At 71.8% G+C, this 25,557-nt stretch carries 27 protein-coding genes; 18 read left to right on the forward strand and 9 right to left on the reverse strand.

Annotation, left to right across the window (positions count from 1 at the left end; translation table 11 throughout):
* Positions 1-3 precede the first annotated feature (3 nt).
* From RN607_RS04805 to RN607_RS04845, 9 genes are read left to right on the forward strand one after another with little or no spacing between them, the layout of a single operon-like run.
* Positions 4-1,119, forward strand: a complete 1,116-nt coding sequence (locus tag RN607_RS04805) for a uroporphyrinogen-III synthase (protein ID WP_313544722.1) — start codon at positions 4-6, stop codon at positions 1,117-1,119.
* Positions 1,116-1,814, forward strand: coding sequence for a sirohydrochlorin chelatase (locus RN607_RS04810; protein WP_313500408.1), 699 nt, complete (start codon positions 1,116-1,118; stop codon positions 1,812-1,814). Before RN607_RS04805 ends, RN607_RS04810 begins: the two co-directional genes overlap by 4 nt.
* The gene (locus RN607_RS04815) at positions 1,807-2,514 is read left to right on the forward strand and encodes a HesA/MoeB/ThiF family protein (protein WP_313544724.1); all 708 of its coding nucleotides are present in this window, start codon (positions 1,807-1,809) and stop codon (positions 2,512-2,514) included. The genes RN607_RS04810 and RN607_RS04815 overlap by 8 nt, the downstream gene beginning before the upstream one ends.
* On the forward strand, positions 2,507-3,673 hold the full coding sequence (locus RN607_RS04820) for a molybdopterin molybdotransferase MoeA (protein ID WP_313544726.1): 1,167 nt from the start codon (positions 2,507-2,509) through the stop codon (positions 3,671-3,673). The genes RN607_RS04815 and RN607_RS04820 overlap by 8 nt, the downstream gene beginning before the upstream one ends.
* Positions 3,670-4,140, forward strand: coding sequence for a cyclic pyranopterin monophosphate synthase MoaC (gene moaC / locus RN607_RS04825; RefSeq protein ID WP_313544728.1), 471 nt, complete (start codon positions 3,670-3,672; stop codon positions 4,138-4,140). Before RN607_RS04820 ends, moaC begins: the two co-directional genes overlap by 4 nt.
* Positions 4,137-4,697, forward strand: coding sequence for a molybdenum cofactor guanylyltransferase (gene mobA / locus RN607_RS04830; protein ID WP_313544729.1), 561 nt, complete (start codon positions 4,137-4,139; stop codon positions 4,695-4,697). The genes moaC and mobA overlap by 4 nt, the downstream gene beginning before the upstream one ends.
* Positions 4,694-4,939 carry a DUF6457 domain-containing protein gene (locus tag RN607_RS04835; protein WP_313500418.1) on the forward strand — a complete coding sequence of 82 codons (246 nt, stop codon included), beginning with the start codon at positions 4,694-4,696 and terminating at the stop codon, positions 4,937-4,939. The genes mobA and RN607_RS04835 overlap by 4 nt, the downstream gene beginning before the upstream one ends.
* Positions 4,936-5,175 (forward strand): MoaD/ThiS family protein, encoded by a 240-nt coding sequence (locus tag RN607_RS04840; RefSeq protein ID WP_313500420.1) that lies wholly within the window; start codon positions 4,936-4,938, stop codon positions 5,173-5,175. The genes RN607_RS04835 and RN607_RS04840 overlap by 4 nt, the downstream gene beginning before the upstream one ends.
* Positions 5,168-6,499, forward strand: a complete 1,332-nt coding sequence (locus RN607_RS04845; protein ID WP_313544731.1) for a flavin monoamine oxidase family protein — start codon at positions 5,168-5,170, stop codon at positions 6,497-6,499. The genes RN607_RS04840 and RN607_RS04845 overlap by 8 nt, the downstream gene beginning before the upstream one ends.
* On the opposite strand, the gene RN607_RS04850 is transcribed toward RN607_RS04845, so the two are convergent.
* From RN607_RS04850 to RN607_RS04890, 9 genes are all read right to left on the reverse strand, one after another.
* The gene (locus RN607_RS04850) at positions 6,496-7,272 is read right to left on the reverse strand and encodes a hypothetical protein (protein WP_313544733.1); all 777 of its coding nucleotides are present in this window, start codon (positions 7,270-7,272) and stop codon (positions 6,496-6,498) included. The two genes, RN607_RS04845 and RN607_RS04850, sit on opposite strands and share 4 nt — an antisense overlap.
* 369 nt (positions 7,273-7,641) lie before the next feature.
* Positions 7,642-8,640, reverse strand: coding sequence for a GTP 3',8-cyclase MoaA (gene moaA, locus RN607_RS04855; protein ID WP_313544735.1), 999 nt, complete (start codon positions 8,638-8,640; stop codon positions 7,642-7,644).
* A complete protein-coding gene (locus RN607_RS04860; protein WP_313544737.1) occupies positions 8,637-9,059 on the reverse strand; it encodes a molybdenum cofactor biosynthesis protein MoaE in 423 nt (140 codons plus the stop codon). The genes moaA and RN607_RS04860 overlap by 4 nt, the downstream gene beginning before the upstream one ends.
* Positions 9,056-9,556: a MogA/MoaB family molybdenum cofactor biosynthesis protein gene (locus tag RN607_RS04865; RefSeq protein WP_313544739.1), complete on the reverse strand. Its 501-nt coding sequence runs from the start codon at positions 9,554-9,556 to the stop codon at positions 9,056-9,058. The genes RN607_RS04860 and RN607_RS04865 overlap by 4 nt, the downstream gene beginning before the upstream one ends.
* 74 nt (positions 9,557-9,630) lie before the next feature.
* Positions 9,631-10,656 (reverse strand): ABC transporter ATP-binding protein, encoded by a 1,026-nt coding sequence (locus RN607_RS04870; protein WP_313544741.1) that lies wholly within the window; start codon positions 10,654-10,656, stop codon positions 9,631-9,633.
* The gene (locus RN607_RS04875) at positions 10,653-11,420 is read right to left on the reverse strand and encodes an ABC transporter permease (RefSeq protein WP_313545394.1); all 768 of its coding nucleotides are present in this window, start codon (positions 11,418-11,420) and stop codon (positions 10,653-10,655) included. The genes RN607_RS04870 and RN607_RS04875 overlap by 4 nt, the downstream gene beginning before the upstream one ends.
* Positions 11,420-12,217 (reverse strand): molybdate ABC transporter substrate-binding protein, encoded by a 798-nt coding sequence (gene modA / locus RN607_RS04880; RefSeq protein ID WP_313544743.1) that lies wholly within the window; start codon positions 12,215-12,217, stop codon positions 11,420-11,422. The genes RN607_RS04875 and modA overlap by 1 nt, the downstream gene beginning before the upstream one ends.
* Positions 12,217-12,621, reverse strand: coding sequence for a TOBE domain-containing protein (locus RN607_RS04885; RefSeq protein WP_313544745.1), 405 nt, complete (start codon positions 12,619-12,621; stop codon positions 12,217-12,219). The genes modA and RN607_RS04885 overlap by 1 nt, the downstream gene beginning before the upstream one ends.
* 54 nt (positions 12,622-12,675) lie before the next feature.
* Entirely contained in the window at positions 12,676-13,191 is a 516-nt protein-coding gene (locus RN607_RS04890; protein ID WP_313544746.1) for a PH domain-containing protein, read from the reverse strand.
* 125 nt (positions 13,192-13,316) lie between these two features.
* On the opposite strand from RN607_RS04890, the gene RN607_RS04895 reads away from it, so the two are divergent.
* The 9 genes from RN607_RS04895 (at position 13,317) to holA (ending at position 25,490) form a co-directional block, all read left to right on the forward strand.
* Positions 13,317-14,912 (forward strand): circularly permuted type 2 ATP-grasp protein, encoded by a 1,596-nt coding sequence (locus RN607_RS04895; protein ID WP_376784235.1) that lies wholly within the window; start codon positions 13,317-13,319, stop codon positions 14,910-14,912.
* The gene (locus RN607_RS04900) at positions 14,912-15,835 is read left to right on the forward strand and encodes an alpha-E domain-containing protein (RefSeq protein ID WP_376784255.1); all 924 of its coding nucleotides are present in this window, start codon (positions 14,912-14,914) and stop codon (positions 15,833-15,835) included. The genes RN607_RS04895 and RN607_RS04900 overlap by 1 nt, the downstream gene beginning before the upstream one ends.
* Positions 15,836-15,848: 13 nt before the next feature.
* Entirely contained in the window at positions 15,849-16,685 is an 837-nt protein-coding gene (locus RN607_RS04905; RefSeq protein WP_313500437.1) for a transglutaminase family protein, read from the forward strand.
* 80 nt (positions 16,686-16,765) lie between these two features.
* Positions 16,766-19,267: a leucine--tRNA ligase gene (leuS, locus tag RN607_RS04910; protein WP_313544749.1), complete on the forward strand. Its 2,502-nt coding sequence runs from the start codon at positions 16,766-16,768 to the stop codon at positions 19,265-19,267.
* Positions 19,268-19,517: 250 nt separating this feature from the next.
* A complete protein-coding gene (locus tag RN607_RS04915) occupies positions 19,518-20,426 on the forward strand; it encodes a DegV family protein (protein ID WP_313544751.1) in 909 nt (302 codons plus the stop codon).
* Positions 20,423-21,313, forward strand: coding sequence for a DegV family protein (locus RN607_RS04920; RefSeq protein WP_313544753.1), 891 nt, complete (start codon positions 20,423-20,425; stop codon positions 21,311-21,313). Before RN607_RS04915 ends, RN607_RS04920 begins: the two co-directional genes overlap by 4 nt.
* Positions 21,314-21,428: 115 nt before the next feature.
* On the forward strand, positions 21,429-22,127 hold the full coding sequence (locus RN607_RS04925) for a helix-hairpin-helix domain-containing protein (RefSeq protein WP_313544755.1): 699 nt from the start codon (positions 21,429-21,431) through the stop codon (positions 22,125-22,127).
* Positions 22,124-24,493, forward strand: coding sequence for a ComEC/Rec2 family competence protein (locus tag RN607_RS04930; RefSeq protein ID WP_313544756.1), 2,370 nt, complete (start codon positions 22,124-22,126; stop codon positions 24,491-24,493). Before RN607_RS04925 ends, RN607_RS04930 begins: the two co-directional genes overlap by 4 nt.
* 4 nt (positions 24,494-24,497) lie before the next feature.
* Positions 24,498-25,490 carry a DNA polymerase III subunit delta gene (holA, locus tag RN607_RS04935; protein ID WP_313500447.1) on the forward strand — a complete coding sequence of 331 codons (993 nt, stop codon included), beginning with the start codon at positions 24,498-24,500 and terminating at the stop codon, positions 25,488-25,490.
* Positions 25,491-25,557 lie beyond the last annotated feature (67 nt).

The raw sequence follows: 25,557 nt of genomic DNA on the forward strand, positions 1-25,557 counted from the left end.
CGCATGTCGACGCCAGGTGAGCCGCTCGCAGGCTGTGTCATCGTGATCACGGCCGATCGACGCAAACGTGAGCTCGCCTCCGCGCTGGAGCGCAGAGGGGCCACGGTCGTTCACGCGCCAGCGCTCTCGACCATCCCGCACCTGGACGACGCACGCCTCATCGAGGACACGAAGCGCCTGATCGACTCGCCGCCCGACATCGTCGTGGCGACCACAGGCATCGGGTTCCGCGGGTGGATCGAGGCGGCGGACGCCGCCGGCCTCGTCGACGATCTGCTCGAGGCGATGGCGGGTGCTCGGCTCGTCGCGCGCGGCCCTAAGGCGCGCGGCGCGATCCAGGCTGCGGGCCTCGAGGCGGATTGGGTCGCCGAGTCCGAGACGTCGTCCGAGCTGCGCGACTACCTGCTCGCCGAAGGCGTGGCGGGTCTGCGCGTGGCCGTGCAGCATCACGGCAACGGTGCGGACGGTCTGGACGAGGCGTTCGAGGCGGCGGGAGCGGAGGTGCAGAGCCTCCTCGTGTACGGATGGGGCCCTCCGTTGGATCCCCGACCTCACGCGGAGTGGGTGGACAACGCGGCGGCTGGAAGGGCGGACGCGGTGGCGTTCACGTCGGCTCCTGCGGCGCAGTCGTGGCTCGCCTGCGTGGAGGAGCACGGGCTCATGGATGCGATGCGTGCACGGTCCGTCGCGGGCCAGCTGCTGCTCGTCGCCGTCGGTCCGGTCACGGCGGCTCCGCTGATCGAGGCGGGCATGCAGGTCGGGTTCCCCAGCCGGTGGCGCCTCGGCGCGCTGGTGCGCGAGCTCGTCAAGCATTACGCGGAGACGGTGGCGGGGGTGTCGACCCCTGACGGGATGCTCGTGATGCGTGCGACGTCCGCGGTGCTCGACGGTCATGTGCTTCCCCTCACCCCCAGCGGGCTCGAGCTGCTGAGGGCGCTCGCCCGCGCCGGCGGCAGCGTCGTGACTCGCGAGCAGCTCTCGGACATGCTTCCCGGCGCCCAGGGCTCGAGCCACGCGGTCGATGCGGCGATCAACCGGCTGCGTGAGAACGCGGGATCGAGGGACCTGGTGCGCACGGTGGTGAAGAGGGGGTACGCGTTGGCGGTGAGCATCGCATGAGCGGGCGTCCTACGCTGATCGGGTGCGCGCACGGCACCAGGTCGCCGACGGGGCAGGCGACGGTGCGTGCCCTGCTCGACGAGGTGCGGCGCGCGTTGCCTGACGTCGACGTGAGGGAGGCGTATGTGGACGTCCACGGTCCCTCGCTGGACGATGTCGTCGCCTCGATCGAGCCGGCGGGCGGGGGGACGACGGCGGTCGTCGTCCCGTTGCTGCTCGCCGGCGGCTACCACGTCCATCACGACATCGCGAAGGCGGTCGAAGGCCGGGACGACGTGGTCGCGGTCCCTGCTCTGGGACCGGACTCGCGCCTGGTGCGGATCGTGGTGGAGCGGCTCAGGGACGCGGGGGCGTCGCCCGCGGCGACGGTGGTTCTCGCACCTGCGGGCTCGTCGGACCCGCGCTCCACGGCGGACACCGAGCGGACGGCTGACATGCTGCGCACCGCCTGGGGCGGTCCCGTGCGGGTCGGCTACGCTGCGGGGATGCACCCGAGCGTGCCCGACGCCGTGCTCGATGCGCGTGCGTTCGGCGAGGACGAGGAGGTCGTGGTGGCCTCCTTCCTGCTTGCGCCCGGCGTCTTCCAGGAGCGTCTCGCGGACTCCGGTGCGACTCTCGTGACGGCGCCGCTGGCGCCTCATCGAAGCCTTGTCGACATCGTCGTGGAACGCTACATGGCGGGCTGCGATGGCTGACCCGTTCCTGCGTCAGCGTGTGCTCCCAGGGTTCGGCGACGAAGGTCAGGAGGCGCTTCGAGGCGCCCACGTGGCGATCGTCGGCATGGGAGGGCTGGGGTGCCCGGCCGCCCAGTACCTCGCCACCGCGGGCGTGGGCTCGCTGACCCTCATCGACTCCGATCGCGTCGCGACGTCCAACCTGCATCGCCAGATCCTGTTCGGGCCCGAGGACGTCGGTCGTCGCAAGGCGGAGGCGGCTGCGGACGCGCTGCGTCGCGTCGCGCCGTGGTGCGCCACGACGATCGCGTGCGAGCGGCTCACGCAGGATTCAGGAGCCCTGCTCGATGCGGCGGACCTGGTGGTCGACGGCACCGACACGTGGACGAGTCGACGCGCGGTCGCGGCTGCGGCCCGTGAGCGCAGCGTGCCCGTCGTCTGGGGTGCGGTCCACGGCTGGTACGGCCAGGTCACGGTGTTCGGCGGTGCGGTCGCGTTGCACGATGTGTATCCCCACGACGAGGTGGGCGAGCTCGACCGCTGCGAGGGCCAGGGGGTCGTGGGCGCGGTATGCGGCCAGATCGGCACCGCGATGGCGTCGCGTGCGCTCGCCGTCCTGCTGGGACACGACGCGGGGGAGGGCCGGCTCGATCACCTCGACGGCCGCACCGGCCGGTGGCGCGAGATCCGCGTCCGGTCCCGCGCCAGGACTCATGCGTAGCGTCTCCGAGCACCTCGAGCACCTGCTGACGCTCGTCTCGCCCACCGAGGTGGAGGCGGTGGCGCTGGCCGGGGCGGTCGGGCGCGTGCTGCGCGGCGACGTGGTCGCGGTCGCAGACGCGCCCCCATGGGACAACTCCGCGATGGACGGGTACGCCGTCGCGAGCGCCGATGGCTCCGCGGGTTCGTGGCGCGTCAGCCAGGACATCCCTGCGGGCCACGTGCCGCTGCCGCTCGAGCCCGGCACCGTCGCGCGCATCATGACCGGCGCGCCGATGCCGCAGGGCGCCGACGCCGTCGTCCCTGTGGAGCGGACCGACGCCGGGACGGAGCGCGTCCGGATCCGGGACTGGCCCGTTGTCGGCGCCCACGTCCGTCCGGCCGGGGCGGACATGCGCGAAGGAGGTGTCGTGCTGGCGGCGCCCCGCCGGCTGCGGGCTGTGGACGTCGCGGCGGCGGCTGCGGCGGGGCGTGCCGAGGTGGCCGTCGCGCGCAGGCCGCGCGTCGCGGTGCTCGTGACAGGGGACGAGCTGGTCGCGCCCGGGGAACCGCTCGGTCCCGCGGCCATCTACGACTCCAACTCCGCGCTGCTGCGCGCCGGTGTCCAGGAATGGGGCGGCGCGGTGACGTCGGTCGAGGTGGTCGGAGACGGGCCCCAGGCACTCCTCGAAGCGTTGGCGGGGCTTGACGCCGACCTCGTGCTCACCGCAGCCGGGGTGAGCGCGGGCGCCTACGACGTCGTGAAGGAGGCGTTGGTTCCGCGCGGCGTGCAGTTCGCGCCGGTCGCCATGCAGCCTGGCAAGCCCCAGGGGTGGGGACGCATCGACGGAGTCCCCATCGTGTGCGCTCCGGGCAATCCCGTCTCCGTCGCAGTCACGTTCCGCCTGTTCGTGGTGCCCATGCTGTGCGCGATGCTCGGCGTGCCGGCGCCGACGACGCGTCCGCTGCGCGTAGCGCAAGGGTGGCGCACCCCGGACGGGCGTGCGCAGCTCATGCCCGTGAGCATCGAGGGCGACACGGTGCGTCCCGCCACCTCGGGAGGCTCGGGCTCGAACCTGGCGGGTGCGCTCGCCAGGGCGGACGGCTTCGCGTATGTAGCCGCGGACGTCGTTCAGGTGGAGCCGGGCGCTACGGTGGACGTCATGGGACTGGTGCCATGACGGGCTTCACACATCTGGACGGCGCAGGCCACGCGCGCATGGTCGACGTCACGGCGAAGGAGCCGACCGCGAGGCGTGCGACCGCCGAAGGCTTCGTGGCGTGCGCACCGCACGTGATCGAGGCGCTCCGATCAGGCGACGTGCCCAAGGGCGACGTCCTCGCGGTCGCGCGGGTCGCCGGCATCTCGGCCGCGAAGCGGGTGCCCGACCTGCTGCCGCTGGCGCACGTCATCGGGATCCACGGGTGCACGGTCGATCTCGAGATCCACGACGACGGGGTGGCCATCACCACCGCGGTCTCCACCGCCGACCGCACCGGTGTCGAGATGGAGGCGCTCACGGCGGCCTCCGTCGCGGCGCTCGCAGTCGTGGACATGATCAAGGGTGTGGACCGCGGAGCGGAGATCCGCTCCGTGCGCGTCACCAGCAAGACCGGGGGCCGTTCCGGCACCTGGGAGCGCGCGTGACGCTCGCGGCGATCATCCTCGCAGGTGGTCGTGCTCGGCGGCTCGGCGGAGCGTCCAAGCCCGATCTGGAGGTCGACGGCAGGACGTTGCTCGACCTGACGCTGGAAGCGGCCGCCGCGGCTTCGACGATCGTGGTCGTCGGTCCCGTCGACGTGCCTCCAGGTGTGATGGTGACCCGCGAGGACCCGCCGGGCGGAGGTCCGGTCGCAGGGATCGCGGCCGGGCTCGACGTGGTGGGTGAGCGCTCCGGAGACGTCCTGGTGCTCGCGTGCGACATGCCGCGCATCGGCCGCGCTGTCCCGGAGCTGGTGGAAGCTGCGGCCTCTGCGCCGGACGGCGCCTGGTTGGTGGACGGCGAGGGGCGTGAGCAGCCTCTCGCGGCCGTCTACCGCATCGCCTCGCTGCGAGGCGCGCTCGCCGACCTTCACCCGGACGGAGCCTCGATGTGGCAGCTCATCTCCGACCTCGTCATGGCCGATGTGCCCGACGACGGTGCGGCGAGCCGCGACGTGGACACGTGGGACGACCTGGATCATCACCGCAAGGAGCAGCCATGACCGAGCCTGCCACCCTCGACGACTGGACGGCCGCCGTGGAGGCGGCGCTCGGACTCGCGCCGGGCACGGTCGACACCGACGCGGTGCTCGACCTGGTCCGTGAGGTCGCGCATGGAGTCATGCGCCCCGCAGGCCCCATCGCCGCGTACCTGGTGGGATACGCGGCAGGCGCGGCCCGGACCGATCCTCACGACGGGATCCTCGCCGTGGAGGAGCTCGTGAACGGCTGGGAGTCGCCGTGAGCGTGGTGGTCCGGCTGTTCGCCGGCGCGGCCGAGGCGGCAGGCGTGGACGAGACCGTGATCGAGGCGGCGAGCGCGGCCGAGCTCCGCGAGGCGCTCGTGCGCGCCCATGGCGGAGACCTGGCCGCGGTGCTTCCTCGGTGCTCGCTGCTGTCCGACGGCGAGTACCTCGAGCCAGGGGACGCGATCTCCTCGGGCGCGACGGTCGACGTGCTGCCGCCCTTCGCGGGTGGGTGACGTGCACGACTGCGACGTCGTGGTGGTCGGTGCGGGCGTGGCGGGATTGACGGCCGCGCGGCTCCTCGCCGCGCAAGGCAGTCGGGTGGTGGTGCTGGAGGCGCGGGACCGGGTGGGAGGCCGCATCCTCACCGACCGGTCCGATGGGCACGCCACGGATCTGGGAGCCTCGTGGATCCATGGGATCGACGGGAGCCCGGTCGCTGAGGCGGTGAGCGCCTTCGGGATGAGGACGCACGAGTTCACGGTGGGTGGGTATCAGGTCGATAGCAGGCCCATCGCGTACTACGGTCCCGATGGGTCCCGGCTCCCCTGCGCTGCTGCCGAGGCGTTCGCGGCGGATGTGCACGCCGTCGACGACGAGCTGGCGGCGAGCATCGCGGACTGCACGCCCGACGCGTCGTACCGGGACGTGACCGACCAAGCGCTGGGATCGATCAGTGGGGAGCCCGAGCGCGCGCAGCGCGTGCGCGAGTACCTGGAGCACCGCAGCGAGGAGCAGTACGGCGCGTGGATCGAGGACCTCGCGGCGCACGGGCTCGACGACGATCGGATCGATGGCGACGAGGTCGTCCTCCCCGACGGATACGACGTGCTGCCCGCTCGGCTCGCGGTGGGCCTCGACGTGCGGCTCGGCGAGGTGGTCACGCGCGTCGAGTGGAGCGGCCAGGGGGTGCGAGCCTGGTCGTCGGGCGGGGTCGTGCAGGGCGTCGCAGGAATCGTGACGGTGCCCGTCGGCGTGCTCCGTGGAGGCGACCTGGCGTTCTCACCCGTCCTTCCGGCTGCGGTGACGGAGCCGCTGCGCAGGCTCGAGATGAACGACTTCGAGAAGGTCTTCCTGCGATTCCCTGCCCGGTTCTGGGACGACGGCGTGTATGCGATCCGTCAGCTCGAGCCCGAGGGCCGCTGGTGGCACTCCTGGTACGACCTCACCGAGCTCGACGGCACGCCGACGCTGCTCACGTTCGCGGCGGGTCCCGCCGCTCGCGAGACCGCCGACTGGACCGATGCGCAGGTCGCCGAGTCCGTGATGGCGCAGCTGCGTCGCCTCTACGGCGAGGACGTCCCCGCGCCGATGAGCGTTCGGCGCACCGCGTGGCGGGCCGACCCCTTCGCCCGCGGATCGTATGCATACATGACCCGCGGGTCGACCCCCGCAGACCACGACGCACTCGCGACGCCGATCGGGGGAGTGCTCCACCTGGCGGGCGAGGCGACCTGGACCGACGACCCCGCGACTGTCGCCGGTGCGATGCTGTCGGGGCACCGCGCGGCGTGCCGCGTCATCGGTCGAGACCTGCCGATCGACGGGCTCTGGCGTTAGCGCACGCGTGCTTGTCGGCGTCGGCGCAGCGCGGAGACCGTCATCGCCGCGGGCACGGCGGCCGCGAGGACGACCACGAGCGTGATCTGGATCGCGGCGGCCGGCCACGTCTGACCGTCCTCCGAGTACTCGCCCGGGTACAGCATGCTCCGTGCCGTTCCCAGCGTGATCGGCGCGGTGATCTGTTGGGGCGCCGACGAGGCGCGGACCGGGGTCAGCATGTCGCCGACGAGCGAGTACCACCGCGCTGCCACGGCGTCCTCGATGAGGATCACCGAAGGGTCGAGCTCCTCGAGAGAGGCGCCGAGGACCGCGTTGTCGTCGAAGCCGGCCATCTCGGCGGTGCCGTCGGGCAGCCAGACGCGCACGGCGCCGACGGGTGTGCCGTCGAGGATCAACGGCGCGAGCCACTCCTGGTTCGCGACCACGGGAGCGGTGATCGCATCGCCCCAGATCCACTCGGTGGCGAATCGGTAGAGCTGGTGGACCGCGCCGACAGCGAGGTCTCCGCTCCAGTCGGGCACGGCGGACATATCGCCGACGCCGTCGCCCACGACGACCGTGTCGGCGAGCGATGCCTGGACCTGCGCGGCGAGCGTGCCTGCCGCGAGCTCCGCCACGTCGACGGGAACCGACGGAGCAGGGATCGGTTCCGTCCCGCCGGTCGGCGGTCCGGGGGCAGCCGGTGCCGCGCCAGCCGGTCCAGCGATCGCCGCAGCCGCCGCGCAGGCAAGCACGACCGCGAGGCCCCTCAACCACGGGTGTCGAGCCATGATCCCCCGAGGGCGGGCTCGAGACCGGGGTCGGCGTCGTCGCCGTCCGTCGCCCGAGCATCCACCTCTACCGGCACGGTACGTCGAATGGCGTGACCTCTGGGAGGCGACCGCGTGCTTCGCCGCACAATCGTGACCTCTTCCAGGGGTGACGGCATCGTCGCGGTGCGCGTGGGTGGCGGCGCGCTCCTGGGCGCGCGCGACGCTGCGGCGGCTTCCCAGCGAGAGCCGCGCCTTGGCGACATCCACGTACCCGCTGGATGCAACGACCGCGCAGGATCGACACTCAGTCACCCGCACGCGTATCGGTGGGGACCGGTGGGGGCCGGCGGGGACCGGCGGGGACCGGCGGGGATCGGCGGGGGAGCGTCAGCCGCCGATCGCGCTCATCGGGCGCGTCGGCTGCAGGAAGCCGGGATCGTCGATGTCGTGGCCCGCCTTCTTGCCCAGCAGGCAGCGTCGGATCGCCGCGTCGACGTCCGAGTCGGAGCCGCCCGACCGCAGCACGGCGCGCACGTCGGTCTCCGTGCGGGCGAACAGGCATGCGCGCACCTGTCCGTCGGCGGTGAGGCGAATCCTGTCGCACGAGCCGCAGAACGGCCTGGTCACGGAGGCGATCACGCCGATCGTGGTGGGTCCGCCGTCCAGCACCCACGTCTGGGCGGGGTCCGCCCCACGTCCGGGTCGTTCGGCGAGCGACCACCGCGCGGTCAGCGCGTCGAGGATCTCGTCGGCCTCGACCATCGTGCCGCGATCCCAGGTGTGCCCTGCGTCGAGCGGCATCTGCTCGATGAACCGCAGGTGCAGTCCGCGCGTCGTGGCGAATTCCGCAAGGTCGACGATCTCGTCGTCGTTGACGCCGCGCATCACGACGGTGTTCAGCTTGACCGGCGCCAGCCCTGCCCGTACCGCGGCGTCGATCCCCGCCAAGGTGTCGTCGAGCCGGTCCCGCCTGGTCAGCGCCAGGAACCGGTCCGCCCGCAGCGTGTCGAGCGAGATGTTGACGCGGTCGAGTCCTGCCTCGACCAGGGGTTCTGCGAGCTCGGGGAGCTTCAGTGCGTTCGTGGTGAGCGAGATTTCGGGGGTCCCGTCCGGACCCTCGAGAGCCGCCATGCGCGCGACCACGTCCACCACGTCGGGGCGCAGCAGAGGCTCGCCTCCCGTGAGACGCAGCGTGGTGATGCCCGCCTCGACGGCCACTCGCGCCACTCGCACCAGCTCGTCTGTGGTCAGCAGGCTGTCCCTGCGCAGCCACGGCACTCCGTCGGCTGGCATGCAGTAGGTGCACCGAAGCGAGCAGCGGTCCGTCAACGAGATCCGCAGGTCGCGATGCACCCGCCCGAAGGTGTCGGCGAGCGGGGCGGTCACAGGCCCACCCAGGTGTGCGAGCCGTCGGCCAGGATCTCGCGCTTCCACACCGGCAGCTCGGCCTTGACCCGTTCCACGAGGTCGCGACATGCGTCGAAGGCCTCGGCACGATGCGCCGACGACGCCGCGGCGACGATCGCCGCCTCGCCCACCGCCAGGAGGCCGACCCGGTGGGTCACCGCGAGCGTCGTGCCGGGGTGGGCATCGGCAACCGTGCCGGCGATGCGGGCGAGCACGGCACCCGCGTCGGGATGCGCCGAGTAGTCCAGGTGCGTCACCTCGCCGACCACCGAGGGATCATGGTCGCGGACCGTGCCGAGGAACGTCGCGATCGCGCCCTGTGTGGGTCCGCTCACCGCAGCGATGTGCGCCGACACGTCCAGGGCAGTCGCGGAGAGCCCGACGAGCGCGACGCTCACGGGGTTTCCTCCTGCGGCGGATGGTCGGCGCCGCGCAGCTGGCCCAGCGCATGGGGCAGCACGCGGGCCAGCACGCGCGCCCCGGTGCGTGCGGCGCTGGCGGAACCGGGAAGGTTGACGATCAGCACCCGCTCCGCGGTGAGCCCCGCGAGGCCCCGGGAGAGCGCCGCGCCCGGCACATGTGCATCGGCGGCGCGGATGGTCTCGGGGATGCCCGGCAACGGCGTCTCGATCAGCGGCGCGGTCGCCTCAGGCGTGACGTCGCGCGAGCTGATGCCAGTGCCCCCGGTGGTGACGACCGCGTCGGACTCCGCGGCGGCCGCCAGCAGCGCCTCTCGCACGGGGACGATGCCATCGGGCACCAGGACGGACCTGACGTCCGCGCCGAGCGCGACGAGGGCCTCGACCAGGATTGGGCCGGACCGGTCCTGCGCCTCGCCCGCCGCGCACCGGTCCGAGACCGTGATGACGGTGACGCGAGAGCCGTGCAGGGACATGCGGGCCAGTGTAGGCACGGGACGTTGCCGACGCGTTGCGGGGATCTCAGGTGCGGCTGCGCGGTGCCGTGCGTTCAGGTGAGCGCATAGGCCTGCAGGGGACGGGACATCAGGTCGAACGCGATCCGCGAGCCCGTGGTGAGGGAGGCGGCCTGCTCGGGATCCACGTCGGTGGCCAGGCGATCGCCCCTGACGCGGACGCCGTCGCCGTGCGGTTCGATCGCCCGCACCACGTCCGGCACGGCGCCCGGAGAGGCGGTGCCGGCGAGCACCACGTCACGAGGGCGCGCGGCGATCGCGGCGGGCGCGCCGTCGACCGGAGCGGCCTCGGGGTGCGGCGTCGCGGCGACGCGTGCACCGTCGGGAAGCTCGAGGACGTCGCCGCGCCACGTGCCGATCAGCAGCGAACGTCCGGCCATGCGGGCGGCATACGCGGTGCGCGGGCGGGTGAGCACGCGGGCGGTCGGCCCGTGCTCGATCACCCGTCCGGAGTCGAGCACCGCGACGTCGTCCGCGAGCGCATGGGCGTCCAGCACCTCATGCGTGGCGAGCACCGCGGTCCGCTCCGTCAGCACCTCGCGGACCAGAGCGCGCATGGCGGTCGCGACGTCCATGTCGAGGGCAGAGAAGGGCTCGTCGAGCAGCAGCAGCTCCGGGCCGGTGGCGAGCGCGCGTGCGATCTCCACGCGCCGGGCCTGGCCGCCCGAGAGCGCCTGGACGCGCCTCGAGGCGAGCGGCGCGGCGTCGACCGCGGCGAGCCAGCGGTCCGCCTCGGCGCGGGAGTCGGCGCGCGACATGCCTCGCGATCTGGGCCCGAAGCCGACGTTGTCGCGCACCGAGAGCGACGGGAGCAGCGCCGGATCCTGGGTGACGATCGCGATGCGGCGTCGATGTGCGGGCTCGCCATGCCGGCCCTCGAGGAGCCTTCGCTCGCCCAGGCTCATGGTGCCCTCGACAGGGACCATGCCGGCGATCGCCTCGAGCACCGTGGACTTGCCGGCGCCGTTCGGCCCCAGCAGGGCGAGAGTGGACCCTGAGCGTACGTGCAGCGCGACGTCGATCCCGCGCGCCGCGACGCGGAGGGCGGCGTCCAGCCTCATCCTGCCGCCGCCCGTCGGAAGGTCGCTCCCACGACCACGATCGCGACGACCACGAGCACCACGCCGAGCGCGACGGCCGCTCCGGGGTCGGCCTCGCGTGCCAGGTAGATCTCGAGCGGTGCGGTGCGCGTGACGCCTTGGAGGCTGCCCGCGAACGTGAGGGTCGCGCCGAACTCGCCCACGGCGCGCGCGAACGCGAGCACGGTGCCCGTGGCGAGCGCCGGGCCGAGCGCGGGAAGCGTCACCCGTCGGAAGACGGTCCATGGGCGCGCACCGAGCGTCGCGGCGATCGCCTCGTGGCGGCCCGTCCGAGAGCTGAGGGCGGACTCCACGGCGAGCACCATGAACGGCAGCGCCACGAAGGTCTGCGCCATGACGACGGCGGCAGTGGTGAACGCGATCTCGACTCCGAAGGCCTCGAGCGTCCCGCCCAGGAGGCCTCGCCTGCCGAAGGCGTACAGGAGCGCCAGGCCGCCCACGACGGGCGGGAGGACCAGAGGCGCGAGCACCACGGCGCGCGCGAACGAGGCTCCGCGGAACCTCGCACGATGCAGCGCCACCCCGAGCGGCACGCCCAGCAGCAGGCAGAGGGCGGCAGCGATCGTCGCGGTGCGCAGCGACAGCAGGAGCGAGGCGAGCGAGGCCTCCGACGTCACGAGCGGCCAGAAGCTGGCCCAGTCCACCCGCGAGGCGAGCGCGATCAGCGGTATCAGCACCAGGAGTGCACCGATCGCGGCGAGGGGGACGAGTCGCCTGGGAAGGATCACGGCGCGCCGAACCCGGCGCGCGCGAGCACGGCCTGGCCGGCGTCCGAGAGCACCGCCTGGACGAAGGCGTCCGCCAGCGAGGTCGGACGACCGTCGCCTCCGGGCAGCGAGGTGATCGGGTAGAGGTTCACCGCGGCGTCGGCCCCGTCGAGCGCCACCTGCTCCACGCCGTCCGCGCGCGCCAGGTCGGTGACGTAGACGATGCCTGCGTCCGCCTCGCCTGAGGCGACCTTGCCGAGCACGTCGGTCACGTTGGACTCCTCGGAGACCGGGGACAGGGTGACGCCCTCAGCATCGGCGACCTTCTGTGTCGCCGCGCCGCACGGGACCTGTGGTGCGCACACGACCAGGCGGACGTCGTCACGCGTGAGGTCCGCGAGACCGCCGATGCCCGCCGGATCGCCCGAGGGCACCGCGATCGTCAGGGTGTTCGTGGCGAAGATCTGCGGGTCGGTGCCGATCTGGTCGGCCACCTGCGCCATCGTCGCCCCGTTCGCGGTGGCCAGCACGTCGGCCGGCGCTCCCTCCAGCACCTGCTCCGCGAGGGTCGACGAGCCCGCGAACGACAGAGACACCTTCACGCCGGGATGCGCCGCCTCGAAGTCGTCGGCGATCTCGGTGAACACGTCCGTGAGGGATGCCGCCGCGAGCACCGTCACGGTCTGCGGCGCGACAGCGGCGCCGGAGGTCGGCTCCGTGCCTGCGTCGGCGGCCGTGCACGCGGAGAGGCTGAGCGCGGCAAGGAGCATGAGGCTCGCGGATGCGGCCGCCCGTGGGCGTCGGGGCCCGGTCATCACCGTGCGTCTCTGGGGGACGCCTCGACGATGACGGTGGTGGCCTTGACCACAGCGGTCGCGAGCGACCCCTCCTCGAGCCTGAGCTCGCGCACGGCCTCGGCGCTCATCAGGGACACGATCCGGTGCGGCCCGCACTGCATGTCCACCTGCGCCATGACGCCGTCCACCTGAACCTTGGTGACGATGCCGGCCAGGCGGTTGCGGGCGGAGCGCAGCACGTCCGTGCGATCGCCGGGGGAGGAGGCTCGGGCGGCGTGGCGGGCCACGTCGGCGCCGTCCACCAGGGTTCGACCGGCGGAGTCGGACACCGTGGGCACGGACTCGGCGGAGATCCAGCGGCGCACGGTGTCATCGCTCACGCCCAGGAGCGCGGCGGCCTCGGCGATCCTCAGATGCGGCATGCCGCACACGTTACTGCCGCAGGTGCGGCGCGACAAGGAGGTGCGGCGACGCCGCTACTTCTCGTCGTCGCCTTCGAGCGCCTCGTTGAGCTCCTCGTAGAGGCGGGCGTGCACACGCTCAACGTTCGGGATGTCGTCGAACTCCAGCGGATCGTCCGACGCCGACTCGATGATCAGGGTGCCCGTCCTGAACATGCGGTCGACCAACCCGTGCCGGAACTGCACCGAGTTGATGCGCGCCAAGGGGATGTCGATGCCGCTCTTGGTCAGCACTCCGGTGCGGAAGATGACGCGGCGGTCGGTGACGACGAAGTGCGTCGTCGCCCACCTCACGTACGGGGTGACGGCCAACCAGATCACGAGGCCGACGAGCACGACCGCGACCGCGATGCCGATCCCCGACTCGACGCCGGAGCCCCAGTCGACCGACGCCATCCACCACCATGCGAGGCCGCCGAGCACCAGCACGAGCACGCTGCTGAGCACGGCTCCGATGAGCGCCTTCCAGTGGGGGCGCTCGTCGATGATGATCTCCTCATCGGGCGCCAGCAGATCCCTCGGGTATGCCATGGCCAGAGCGTATCGGTGCGCGATCGTCAGCGATAGGTCATCCCCTGTCGAAGTCGTTCTCGAGGACCCGCCGTGGCGATATGCCTGACACGCATGCGAAACACGTCATGGCTAGATTGGGGCACATGAGCGAGGGCAGGTCGACCCCGTGGGCCGGATACGCACCGGCGCAGGCCTGGGATGAGGCGATGGACGTGCACGGCGAGGTGCGCGAGCCGTACGCACGCGTGTACGCCGAGATCGACCGGATGTCCGGCGAGGATCTCTACGCCAGGGCCGAGGCGCTGGCCTCCAGCTATCTGGCGCAGGGCGTCACCTTCGACCACGCAGGTGAGGAGCGGCCCTTCCCGCTCGACATCGTGCCGCGCGTGGTGGGCGCAGACGAGTGGGACGTGATCGCGCCCGGCATCGCGCAGCGCGTGAGGACGCTCGAGGCCTTCCTGGCGGATGTCTACGGCTCCCAGCATTGCGTGACCGACGGCGTGGTGCCGCGCCGCCTGCTCGCGTCGTCCAAGTACTTCTACCGTGCCGTCGCAGGGATCGAGCCTGCGAACGGGGTGCGCGTCCACGTGTCCGGCATCGACCTGGTGCGCGACCAGAACAACATCTGGCGCGTGCTCGAGGACAACGTCCGCGTCCCGTCGGGCGTCAGCTACGTGCTGTCGAACCGTCGAGCGATGAGCCAGATGTATCCCGACATGTTCGGCGCGATGGGCGTGCGCCCCGTGCTCGAGTACTCGCAGCGGCTGCGCGCGGCGCTCGCGAAGGCCGCTCCCGACGGCGTCGACGATCCGACGATCGTGGTGCTCACCCCGGGTGTCTTCAACTCGGCCTACTACGAGCACTCCCTGCTGGCCCGCACCATGGGCGTCCAGCTGGTCGAGGGTCGCGACCTGGAGACTCTGAACGGCCGCGTCTACATGCGCACCACCGCCGGCCGCCGTCGCGTGGACGTGATCTACCGACGTGTCGACGACGACTACCTGGACCCTGTGCAGTTCCGGCCCGACAGCGCGCTCGGCGCCCCTGGCATCGTCACCGCCGCGCGGCTGGGCAACGTCACCATCGCCAACGCCGTGGGCAACGGCGTGGCCGACGACAAGCTCATCTACACGTACATGCCTGACCTCACGCGCTACTACCTGGGCGAGGAGCCGATCCTGCCGATCGTCGACACGTGGAGGCTCGAGGAGAAGGCCGCACGCGAGGAGGTGATGGACCGCCTCGACGAGCTCGTCGTGAAGCCGGTCGACGGCTCCGGAGGCAAGGGCGTCGTGATCGGCACCAAGGCCTCTCAGGAGGAGCTGGACGCGACCCGCAGGCTGATCCTCGCGGACCCGCGCGGCTGGATCGCTCAGCCTGTGATCCAGCTCTCCACCGTGCCCACCCTCACGGACGACGGGCTCGAGCCGCGCCACGTGGACCTGCGGCCCTTCGCCATCAACGACGGTGACGACGTCTGGGTCCTGCCCGGCGGCCTCACCCGCGTGGCGCTTCAGCGCGGTCAGCTGATCGTCAACTCGTCGCAGGGCGGTGGCTCCAAGGACACGTGGGTGCTCGGCGGCGTCCGCCACCGCGGCAGCACCGTCGTGCCGCCGCCCGAGGCGAAGGTGGAGCTCGAAGGCGTCGACTCGGTGCCTCAGGACGCGCACCCTGAGGACTGGGCGCACGGTCAGCAGCAGCAACAGCAGCAGCAGGCGCGGGAGGTGAGCGGATCATGATGCTCAGCCGGATCGCAGAGTCGCTGTTCTGGATCGGTCGCTACGTCGAGCGGGCCGACAACACCGCCCGGCTGCTGGACGTGCACCTCAACGTGCTGCTCGAGGACCAGTGGGTGGACGAGCCGAGCGCCAACGCGTCGCTTCTCAGCGTCATGAGCGTCCAGTGGGAGGCGCCCGTCACCCGCGACGATGTGATCCGTGCCCTCGCGTACGAGCCCGACTCGCCCTCGTCGATCGCCGGCACGCTGGCGGCGGCCCGTGAGAACGCGCGCCGCGCCCGCGAGGTGATCTCGACCGAGGTGTGGGAGTCGCTGAACACGACCCATATGCAGCTGTCGCGGTGGCAGCGTGCGCCTCGCCCCCACGACTACTTCGTGTGGGTGCGCGAGCGGGCCGCCGTCGTGTGGGGGCTCATGTCCGCGACGACGACGCGGGATGATGCCTGGTACTTCATGGAGCTGGGGCGTTCGCTCGAACGTGCGGACATGATCGCGCGCCTGCTGATGACCAGGAACCTCGAGGGCACGACGGGTCCCAACTGGACGACCCTGCTGCGCTCGTGCTCCGCGCACGAGGCGTATCTGCGCACCGTGCGTGCGCTCGTGACCGAGGAGCGTGCCGCTGAGTTCCTGCTGGTGGATCGGCTGTTCCCGCGCTCCATCGCCTACAACCTGGAACGTGCCGAGACGATCCTCCAGCAGATCGAGGGAAGCGAGCAGGGAAGGGCGCTGTCGAACCGCGCCCGCCTCGCGCTCGGCCGCGCGCGCACCAACCTCGAGTACCGCGACGTGCGGGAGATCCTCACCGACCTGACGGGTCAGATGCATGAGGTGCAGCGGGCCTGCGCCACCGCATCGAACCTGATCCGAGACCGCTACTTCCTCCCGGCGTCCACGACGCTGTGGAGCCAGGAGGCGCTGTAGTGAGGGGGTCGCTGTGAGCACGCTGCGCATCGAGCACCGGACGCGGTTCACCTACGCGAGCGAGATCGTGAGCTCGTACAACGAGGCACGCCTCACGCCCGCGTGGCTGCCGCGGCAGCGTGTCCTGGACTCCCGGGTCGAGATCGATCCGTCGACATGGCGCACGACCTACCGCGACTACTGGGAGACCGACGTGGTCGCGTTCGAGGTTCTCCAGCCCCATTCCGCGCTCACCGTGGTCGGCTCCTCGATCGTCGAGGTGTCGCCGGTGCGGCAGCGTGACGAGCGGGTGGGATGGACCGAGCTGCAGGGTCCTCGTTTCCAGGACCTGCTGTGTGAATACCTGGGGAACACCCCGACGACGGAGCCGTCCGAGGAGCTCAAGCAGATCGCGGAGGACGCCGCGGGCCGCCTCAGTCCCGAGCTCACGGCGCGTGCCATCTGCGACGTGCTCCACGACCGCATCGGCTACGTGCCCGGCTCCACGTCGGTGCACACGCCCGCGACCCACGCGTGGGAGGCGAGCTCAGGCGTCTGCCAGGACTTCGCTCACCTCGCGATCGGCGCGTTGCGCCACGTCGACATCCCCGCCCGGTACGTCTCCGGATACCTCCACCCCAAGCGGGACGCGGAGATCGGCGAGTCCGTCGCGGGCGAGTCGCACGCCTGGGTCGAGTGGTGGACGGGCGACTGGCACGGCTTCGACCCCACCAACGACCGCGAGGTGGGCGACCATCACGTGATCGTGGGTCGCGGACGCGAGTACCGGGACGTGCCGCCGCTGATGGGCGTCGTGGCGGGGGAGACGTCGTCGCTCGACGTCAGGGTCACGGTCACGCAGACCGCCTGACGGGCCCGCACTCGGGCCGCGTCGGGGCCGCGACCGGCACCTCGCAACGTGACACGTGCTCACGTCGCTAGAATCGCCGGGTGACCACGCCTGTTGAGAACGACGAGAACCGCTACGACTTCCGCGCGCTCGAGGAGCGCTGGCAGCCGGTGTGGGAGGAGCGTCAGCCCTTCCGCTCAGGCCGTGAGGGTGACGAGCGTCCCACCAAGTACGTGCTCGACATGTTCCCGTACCCCTCGGGAGACCTGCACATGGGTCACGCCGAGGCGTACGCGCTCGGCGATGTGATCGCCCGCCACTGGGTGCAGAAGGGCTTCAACGTCCTGCACCCGATCGGCTGGGACTCGTTCGGGCTGCCCGCCGAGAACGCGGCGATCAAGCGCGGCATCGACCCGTACGGGTGGACCGAGGACAACATCGCGCAGCAGAAGGCGTCGATGAAGCGGTACGCGTGCTCGTTCGACTGGGACCGCGTGCTGATGACGCATCGCCCCGACTACTACCGCTGGAACCAGTGGCTGTTCACGCGCCTGTTCGAGCGTGGTCTCGCCTATCGCAAGCCCAGCCTGGTCAACTGGTGCCCCAAGGACCAGACGGTGCTCGCCAACGAGCAGGTCGTCGGCGGTCTGTGCGAGCGCTGCGACACCCCGGTCACCAAGAAGAAGCTCACCCAGTGGTACTTCAAGGTCACCGACTACGCGGACGAGCTGCTGGACGACCTCGAGACGCTGCGCGACACGTGGCCGTCCAAGGTGATCGCGATGCAGCGCAACTGGATCGGCCGCTCCTACGGTGCCGACGTGCGCTTCAGGATCGAGGGTCGTGACGAGCCGATCGACATCTACACCACCCGTCCCGACACGCTGTACGGCGCGACGTTCATGGTGGTCGCCGCGGATTCCGACCTGGCCGCCGAGCTTGCCAACGGAGCCGACGGCGAGGTGCGCGAGGAGTTCGACCGCTACGTCGAGTCCGTGAAGAACGCCTCCGAGATCGACCGCCTGTCGACGGAACGCCCCAAGACCGGCGTGTTCCTCAAGCGGTACGGCATCAACCCCGTCAACGGCGAGCGCCTGCCCATCTGGGCCTCCGACTACGTGCTGGCCGACTACGGACACGGCGCGATCATGGCCGTGCCCGCGCACGACCAGCGCGACCTGGACTTCGCGCGGGCGATGGACCTTCCGGTGCGCGTGGTCGTGGACGTCCGTGACGAGGACGGTGCCGCGCTTCCCGACCCCGCTGAGTCCGGCATCGCGACCGCCGGCGAGGGCGTCATGATCAACTCCGGCTCCCTCGACGGCCTGGGCAAGGCCGAGGCCATCGACAAGGTCATCGCCGAGCTCGCCACGGACGGCGCGGGCGAGAAGTCCGTCAACTACCGCCTGCGCGACTGGCTGATCTCGCGCCAGCGCTACTGGGGCACGCCCATCCCGATCGTCCACTGCGACGCCTGCGGCGAGGTCCCTGTCCCCGACGACCAGTTGCCGGTCACGCTGCCCGCCGCCGAGGGCCTGGACCTCAAGCCGAAGGGTCAGTCGCCGCTCGCGGCCGCCACAGACTGGGTCAGCACCACCTGCCCCAGGTGCGGCGGCGCTGCGCTGCGCGACACCGACACGATGGACACGTTCGTCGACTCGTCCTGGTACTACCTGCGCTACCTGTCCGTCGGCAAGACCGACGGTCCGTTCGATCCGGCCGACGTCGCCAGGTGGGCACCCGTCGACCAGTACGTCGGTGGCGTCACCCATGCGATCCTGCACCTGCTGTACTCGCGCTTCTTCACCAAGGCGCTGCGTGACATGGGCCTCGTGGACTTCAGCGAGCCCTTCTCGGCGCTGCTCAACCAGGGCATGGTGCAGATGGACGGCTCCGCGATGTCCAAGTCGCGCGGCAACCTCGTGCGCCTGTCGGAGCAGCTCGACGAGTTCGGCGTGGACGCCGTGCGCCTCACCATGGCGTTCGCCGGACCGCCGGAGGATGACATCGACTGGGCCGACGTGTCGCCCGGCGGCTCCGCCAAGTTCCTCGCCCGCGCATGGCGGTTGGCGCGTGACGTGACCAGCGAGCCCGGCGTCGACCCGGCCACCGGTGACGCGGAGCTGCGCGCCCACACGCACCGCACCCTGAAGGAATCGCAGGAGCTCGTCGAGGGCTTCCGCTTCAACGTGGTCGTGGCCAAGGTGATGGAGCTCGTCAACGTCACGCGCAAGGCGATCGACACGGGCGCGGGTCCGGCGGATCCGGCGGTGCGCGAGGCCGCCGAGGTGGTCTCGATCCTGCTCAGCCTGTTCGCGCCGTACGCGGCGGAGGACATGTGGTCGATGCTCGGTCACGAGGATGTCGCGCTGGCCACCTACCCGGCCGTCGACGAGTCGCTGCTGGTCGAGGAGACTGTCACCTGCATCGTGCAGGTCAAGGGCAAGGTCCGCGATCGCCTCGAGGTGCCGCCCAGCATCGGCGAGGACGAGCTCAAGGAGCTCGCGCTCGCGTCGGACGGTGCCCAGCGCGCCATCGGCGATGCGGCCATCCGCACTGTCATCGTGCGTGCGCCGAGGCTGGTGAACATCGTCACCGCATGAGGTTCCGCCTCTCGGCTCCGGCCGCGGGGTGCTGCGACGCCGGGCTCTTCGGAGCCCGGCGTTCGCATTATCTGGAACGTGCGGTGCATGCGCGACGTTATCCACAGGCGCGGTAGCGCCGCAGCAGGAGGCGAACGTATCTTCGTGCGGTCGAGTCTGTCCTGTGCGCCCAGGTTCGCTCCGCGCGCGGGACGACGCGCATGGACGCCCTCCCAGGGACGGACATGGCCTGGCGCACCGAGAGGAATCCATGACTGACAGGACCGTCGCGGTCATCACCGACTCGTCGAGCGGACTCGATCCCCGCATCGCGGCGCACTTCGGGGTCTGCGTGGTCCCGGTGCGGGTCATCACCGAGGCAGGTACCTCGGCTGATGGCACCATCAGCGTGGACGACGTCGTCCGGCAGCTCAAGGCAGGAGAGGAGATCCGCACCCTCGAGCCGCAGGTGCTCGCTCTGCTCACCGCGTTCAAGGACTGCGAGGCATACGGTGCCTCCCACGTGGTGGCGGTCATGGCGGGGACCTCGTTGTCCGAAGGGGTCGTGGCCGCCGAGTCCGCGGCCGGTGCGTCGCCCGTGCCGGTCTCCGTGGTCGACTCCGGCTCCTCCTCGATCTCGCTCGGGCTTGCCGCGCTCGCCGCGGGTGCGGTGTCGCTCGAGGGTGGGGACCCGATGGGTGTGGTGAGGGCGGCACGCGCGGCCGCCGACAGCGCAGTGCTCGCCTTCACGGTGAGCTCGCTCAGGCATATCAGACGATCGCGACGCATGCCCCAGCTCGTCGAGGCATTCGGTCGTCCCAAGAACGCCAAGCCCGTGGTGCGCGCGACCCGCAACTCGCAGGTGGACGTCGAACGCGCGCGTGACATGACCGTGGCGCGCAGAGCGGTGATCGAGATCGTCGAGCGCGCCGCGCATCGGATGGAGAGGCCCGTGGTCGCCGTCGGTCTCGGCGCGGGAGGCCCTTCGTCCGAGGGCCTCCTGCCAAGAGTCGACGCACCGTTGCTGGTCGCCTCGCCGCCGCCCTCGCTCCTCATCAACACGGGGCCCGACGTCTTCAACGCCGCCGTCGCCGAGATGCCAGCCGAGTTCTTCACGCTTCACGCGCAGCTCGACGATGCTCTCGCCAACGCCGAAGGGTCGCTAGCCTTGACCGCATGACGGGTCGGGTGGCGGTGCTCACGGACTCTGCGGCATCGCTGCCGCCGGAGCTCGCCTCCGCCCACGACGTCACGGTGGTGCCCCTGCGTGTCTCGGTGGGCGACCTCAGCTTCGACGAAGGGCAAGGGATCTCACCCCTCGAGGTCGCCGATGCGCTCGCGACTCATGCGCGGGTCACCACCTCGCAGCCAGGCCAGGAGACGTTCCGCGCGGCGCTCGCTCAGGCAGTCGCCCAGGGGGCGGATTCGGTGCTCGTCGTGACCCTGTCTCGGCAGCTGTCAGGCACGTACGAGTCGGCGCGGGCGGCAGCGCAGGACGCGTCCGTGCCGGTCCAGATCGTCGACTCCGGCACGGTGGCGATGGCCCAGGGCTTCGCGGCGCTCGCCGCGGCGGATCGTGCGAGGCACGGCGGAACGCTCGACGAGTGCGCTGCGGCCGCCCGGCGGGTCGCGGACGGCTCGATGTGCGTCTTCACCGTCGATTCGCTCGAGCCTCTGCGCCGCGGGGGGCGGCTGTCCGTCGCGGCGGCGGCGCTCGGCACGGCGCTCGCTCTTCGGCCGCTGCTGTCGATCGCCGACGGTCGAGTGGTCATCGATTCGCGCGAGCGCACCACACGTCGCGCCCGGGTCGCCATCGCTGCGCGTGCGGTGCAGGCGCTGACTCTTCAGGATGACGACGCGGACACGGTCGCAGTCGCCGCGGTGCTGGGTCTCCATGACGAGGCGGTGGCGCAGGTGACGGGTCCGGTCGCCCATGATGCCCCAGGCAGCCTGCTCGTCACCGGCCCCGTGCCCGCCGTCCTGACCGCGCATGCGGGCGCGGGCGCGATCGCGGCCGTCGTCGCTCGGGTGCCGGCTTCCTTGGCGCGAGGCCTCGAAGCCCGCTGAGGGCACCTCCCTCCGGCTCGGGCGCCGTGGTCCCCAGGCTCACACGTCCGATCGCCCATCCCCATGGCGTTGATGCGCTCACGGAGCTGGCGGTGCGAGCGCTTAGCGTCGCGGCATGGACCTCCCGACCGACCGGAACCACGATGCCGAGGACGTGCGTGAGCGGTGGCGTGACAGCCTGGCGCACGCCGCTGCCTCCGCCTATCGCCGTGCCAGTGCCGACGAGATGCCGACGGAGGCGCGACGGGTTCGCTGGCGGCTCGACGCGCGCAGCGCCGTCTCCGTGGCGCTCCTGGCAGCGGTCGTCGCAGTGGTCGGCTGGGCGGTGGTGGCGGGCGCGCCTGGGGCTGCCGCGCCCGCGGCGACTGCCGTGCCATCCGTCTCGTCAGCCCCCACGGTGCAGACGGCACAGCCTGCGCAGGTGATCGTGCATGTCGCGGGCCACGTCGTGAGCCCAGGACTCGTGTCGCTCGCGGCGGGTGACCGTGTGGCCGACGCGATCGACGCGGCCGGTGGACCGCTCGACGACGCCGACCTCTCGGCCGTCAACCTCGCGAGGGTCGCGCAGGACGGCGAGCAGATCTTGGTGCCGGCTGTCGGTGAGCAGGCCGACTCCGGCGGCGGTCCAGTGAGGCTCGCCACGGCGACGGCGGATGACCTGGAGCAGCTGCCTGGGATCGGGCCGGTGCTCGCAGCACGGATCGTGCAGGACCGGGAGGAGAACGGCCCTTTCGTGTCCGTGGAGGATCTCACGCGGGTGTCCGGCATCGGGGAGTCGCTGGTGGGACAGCTCGACGGCCTCGTCGTGCCGTGACACCTCGGCACGACCTGCGGCTGGTCCCGTCCGCGCTGGTCGCGTGGGCCTGTGCCGCGGCGGTGTCGTACGGAGAGGCGCGTGTGGCGGCGCTCGCCGCCGGGGCGCTCGCTGCCGCCACCCTCGCTGCGACCGTCTACCGGCGTACGGTCGCCGCCGCTCTCCTGCTGCCGACCGTCGCGGCCGGTGCGGTGTTGCTGGTCGGCGGTGCTCGGATCGGCGCAGAGGAGCCGCTGGCGGCGCACACCGGCAGCTCGGACGCGGTGTGGTGCGCAGTGGCGGCCTCCGACCCGGAGCCGACGGAGCCGGATCGGTTCTCCGGCGAGGCCAGGGTGCGGGTGGACCTCGATGTGACGGCGGTCGGGCACGCAAGCGTCTTGCCCGAGGACGGCGACGCCGATGTATGCCACGCCGACGGGGCTGCGGGTGCGCTTCCGTCGGCGTCCGGGCGGGTGGTGGTCGTGGCGGGAGGCGCTTGGGCGGCCGTGCACGCGGGCGATCGGCTGCAGGTCACCGGAGCGCTCGAGCCCGCGGGTCCGGGTCGGACGGTCGCGCTCGCATGGGACCCGCGACTGATCAGCTCCGCGCCGCCGACGGGTGCCGCTCGGGTGGTCGCGGCGGTACGTGAGAGGTTCCGCGATGTCACCGCCGTGCTCGACGACGAGGTCAGGGGGCTGGTGCGTGGACTCGTGATCGGCGACACGACCGAGATGCCTGCGGCCCAGGCCGATGACATGCGCGCGGTGGGCCTCACCCATCTCACCGCGGTCTCCGGCACCCACTTCGCTGTCGTGTCGGGGCTGCTCGGCGTCGCGTTGCGGCGGCTTCGCCTGCGTCGCGTGGGCCGGGCGGCCGGCCTCATGCTCGGGATGCTCGCCTTCTCGATGCTCGTGCTGCCTCAGCCGTCGGTGATGCGCGCCCTGGCGATGGCGACGGTGGGCGCGGCGGCGGCGCTGTGGGGCCGTCCGGCGCAGGCGATGCCTGCTCTCGCCGCGGCGGTCCTGTGCCTGCTCGCGTGGGATCCGCATCTCGCTACCGAGCCTGGGATGCTCCTCTCAGTGAGCGCGGTCTGCGGCATCGTGCTGCTGGCACCCGCCTTGAGGCGCAGCCTCTCCCGTCCCTTGGGGTCAGGCGCCGCCGCGGCGCTCAGCGTCCCTCTCGCGGCGCAGCTCGCCTGCGCGCCTGTGCTGGTGCTCCTGCGACCGACGTTCTCGCTGTGGACTGTGCCGGCGAACATCGCCGCGGCACCTCTCGCGGCACCCGTGATCGCCCTGGGCGCCGTCAGCGTGGTCGCCGCCGCGGTCGGCTGTCCTGGCACGGCGCTGATGGTGCGCGTGCTGGGGATGCTCACGATCCCGATCGCACGGCTGGCCCATCTGCTCGCATCGTGGCCGGGCGCCTCGCTGCCGTGGCCTCCGGGCGCTGCGGGTCTGGTGGGCTCGGCGGCGCTGCTTCTGGGGGTCAGTGTTGCGGTGGCCGCCAAGCCGCGCTTCGCCAGGATCGCCGGGGCGGTGCTCGTGGTGGCCGTCGCGCTGTGGGGGTTCCGCGGCGGGTGGGTCGCAGGCACCACCTCCGTGCCTGCCGACTGGGCGATCGTGGTGTGCGATGTCGGCCAGGGTGACATGACCGTGGTGCGTGCTGGTCAGGACTCCGCCGTCGTCATCGACACCGGACCGGGCGGCGGCGCTGCGGAGTGCCTGCGGGCGCTCGGCGTGCGGCATGTGTCGCTGCTCGTGTTGACCCATCCCCATGCCGATCACGATGGCGCGATCGGCGAGATCGCCCAGGTCGCTGACATCCGCGCGGCCTGGTGGTCGGCCGCAGCCACGGGCACGGCGGGACGAAGGGCGGCCGCGGCGCTCGACGCGCTCGACGTGACCGCCGCGGTGCCCGAGGCCGGCACGTCGGTGAGCGTCGGTCAGGCCGGCCTCACAGTGCTTCCGACCGACGGCACCGCCGGGCACGCGCCCGCCGACCCTGATGACGAGTCCGCCGTCAACGATCAGAGCCTTGCTCTCGTGGCGCAGTCCGGCGGGGTGACCGCGCTGCTCCTGGGCGACCTCGAGCGGGGGTCGCAAGACGACCTCGCCCGCGCCGGGGGCCCCTGGACCGTGGACCTCGTCAAGGTGGCGCACCACGGGTCGGCGAGCCAGTCGGAGGCGCTCGCAGCGCGGGTCGATGCGACCGTCGCCGCGGTGTCGGTGGGTGCGGACAACTCCTACGGACATCCGTCGGCGAGCGCCGTCGACCTCTATGGCGCCACCGGTGCGACGGTGGTGCGGACCGACCTGTGCGGGACCATCGCGCTGACATCGCAGGGCGGCATCGCGGTGTCCTCCGGGTGTCCCACCCCCATGGCAGGCTAGGCACATGGCTCCCGCACGTCCGTCACAGGATCGACCGTGGCACGCGGCCGCGCCGGCGCCCCTGGTGCTCATCTCCGGGCCGGAGCAGCTGCTCGCCTCGAGGTCGGTCGAGCGCATCGCGCAGGCGTTGCGCCGCGGCGGAGCCACAGTGGCGACCACCACGCTCGACGCAGGCACGTACACCAGGGGAGCATTGGTCGCCGCTGCCAGCCCTTCGCTGTTCGACGACCCTGGCCTGGTGATCGTCGAAGGCGCCGAGCGGATGAACGACGAGTTCCTTGCTGACGGGCTCGCGTACGCGCAGGCGCCGGATCCCGCGGTCACCGTCGTCATCCGGCACGGCGGCGGCGTGCGAGGCAAGAAGCTGCTCGACACGCTCAAGAAGGCCGACGTCCCGGTGTACGCGTGCCCCGCGATCAAGAAGGACTCCGAGGTCGTGGAGTTCGCGATGGGGGAGTTCGCGAGGGCCTCACGGCCCATCGCGGCGCGCGCAGTGAGAGCGCTCGTCGATGCCGTCGGCAGCGATGTCGCTGAGGTGGCGGCCGCGTGCCGGCAGCTCATGGACGACGTCGACGGTTCGCTCACCGAGGAGCACGTGTCGCGCTACTACGGGACTCGCGTGAATGCGACCGGCTTCGCGGTCGCGGACGCCGCCATCGCAGGCAGGACTGGCGAGGCGCTCGCGCTCGTGCGCCACGCGGTGGCGACCGGGACCGACCCGGTGCCGCTCGTCGCCGCTCTCGCGTCGAAGCTCCGCACCCTCGCGAAGGTCGGCGCCGCACGGGGACGCCGCCTGGACCCGGTGAAGGATCTCGGGATGGCTCCGTGGCAGGTGGACCGTGCGAAGAAGGATCTGCGGATGTGGGACGCGGACAGGCTCGCGTCCGCGATCGAGGCGGTGGCCACTGCGGATGCCGAGATCAAAGGCGCGTCGCGCTCACCGCATTTCGCGTTGGAGCGCGCCGTGCGGATCGTCGCGGATCTCGCGCGCGCCTGACCCAGGTCACTGCGTATCGGCACGGATCCCACGGCCGCAGCCGCGCCGCCAGAAGCAGTCCCGCCGT

The sequence above is a fragment of the Demequina capsici genome (assembly GCF_032102965.1).
GTDB lineage: Bacteria > Actinomycetota > Actinomycetes > Actinomycetales > Demequinaceae > Demequina > Demequina capsici.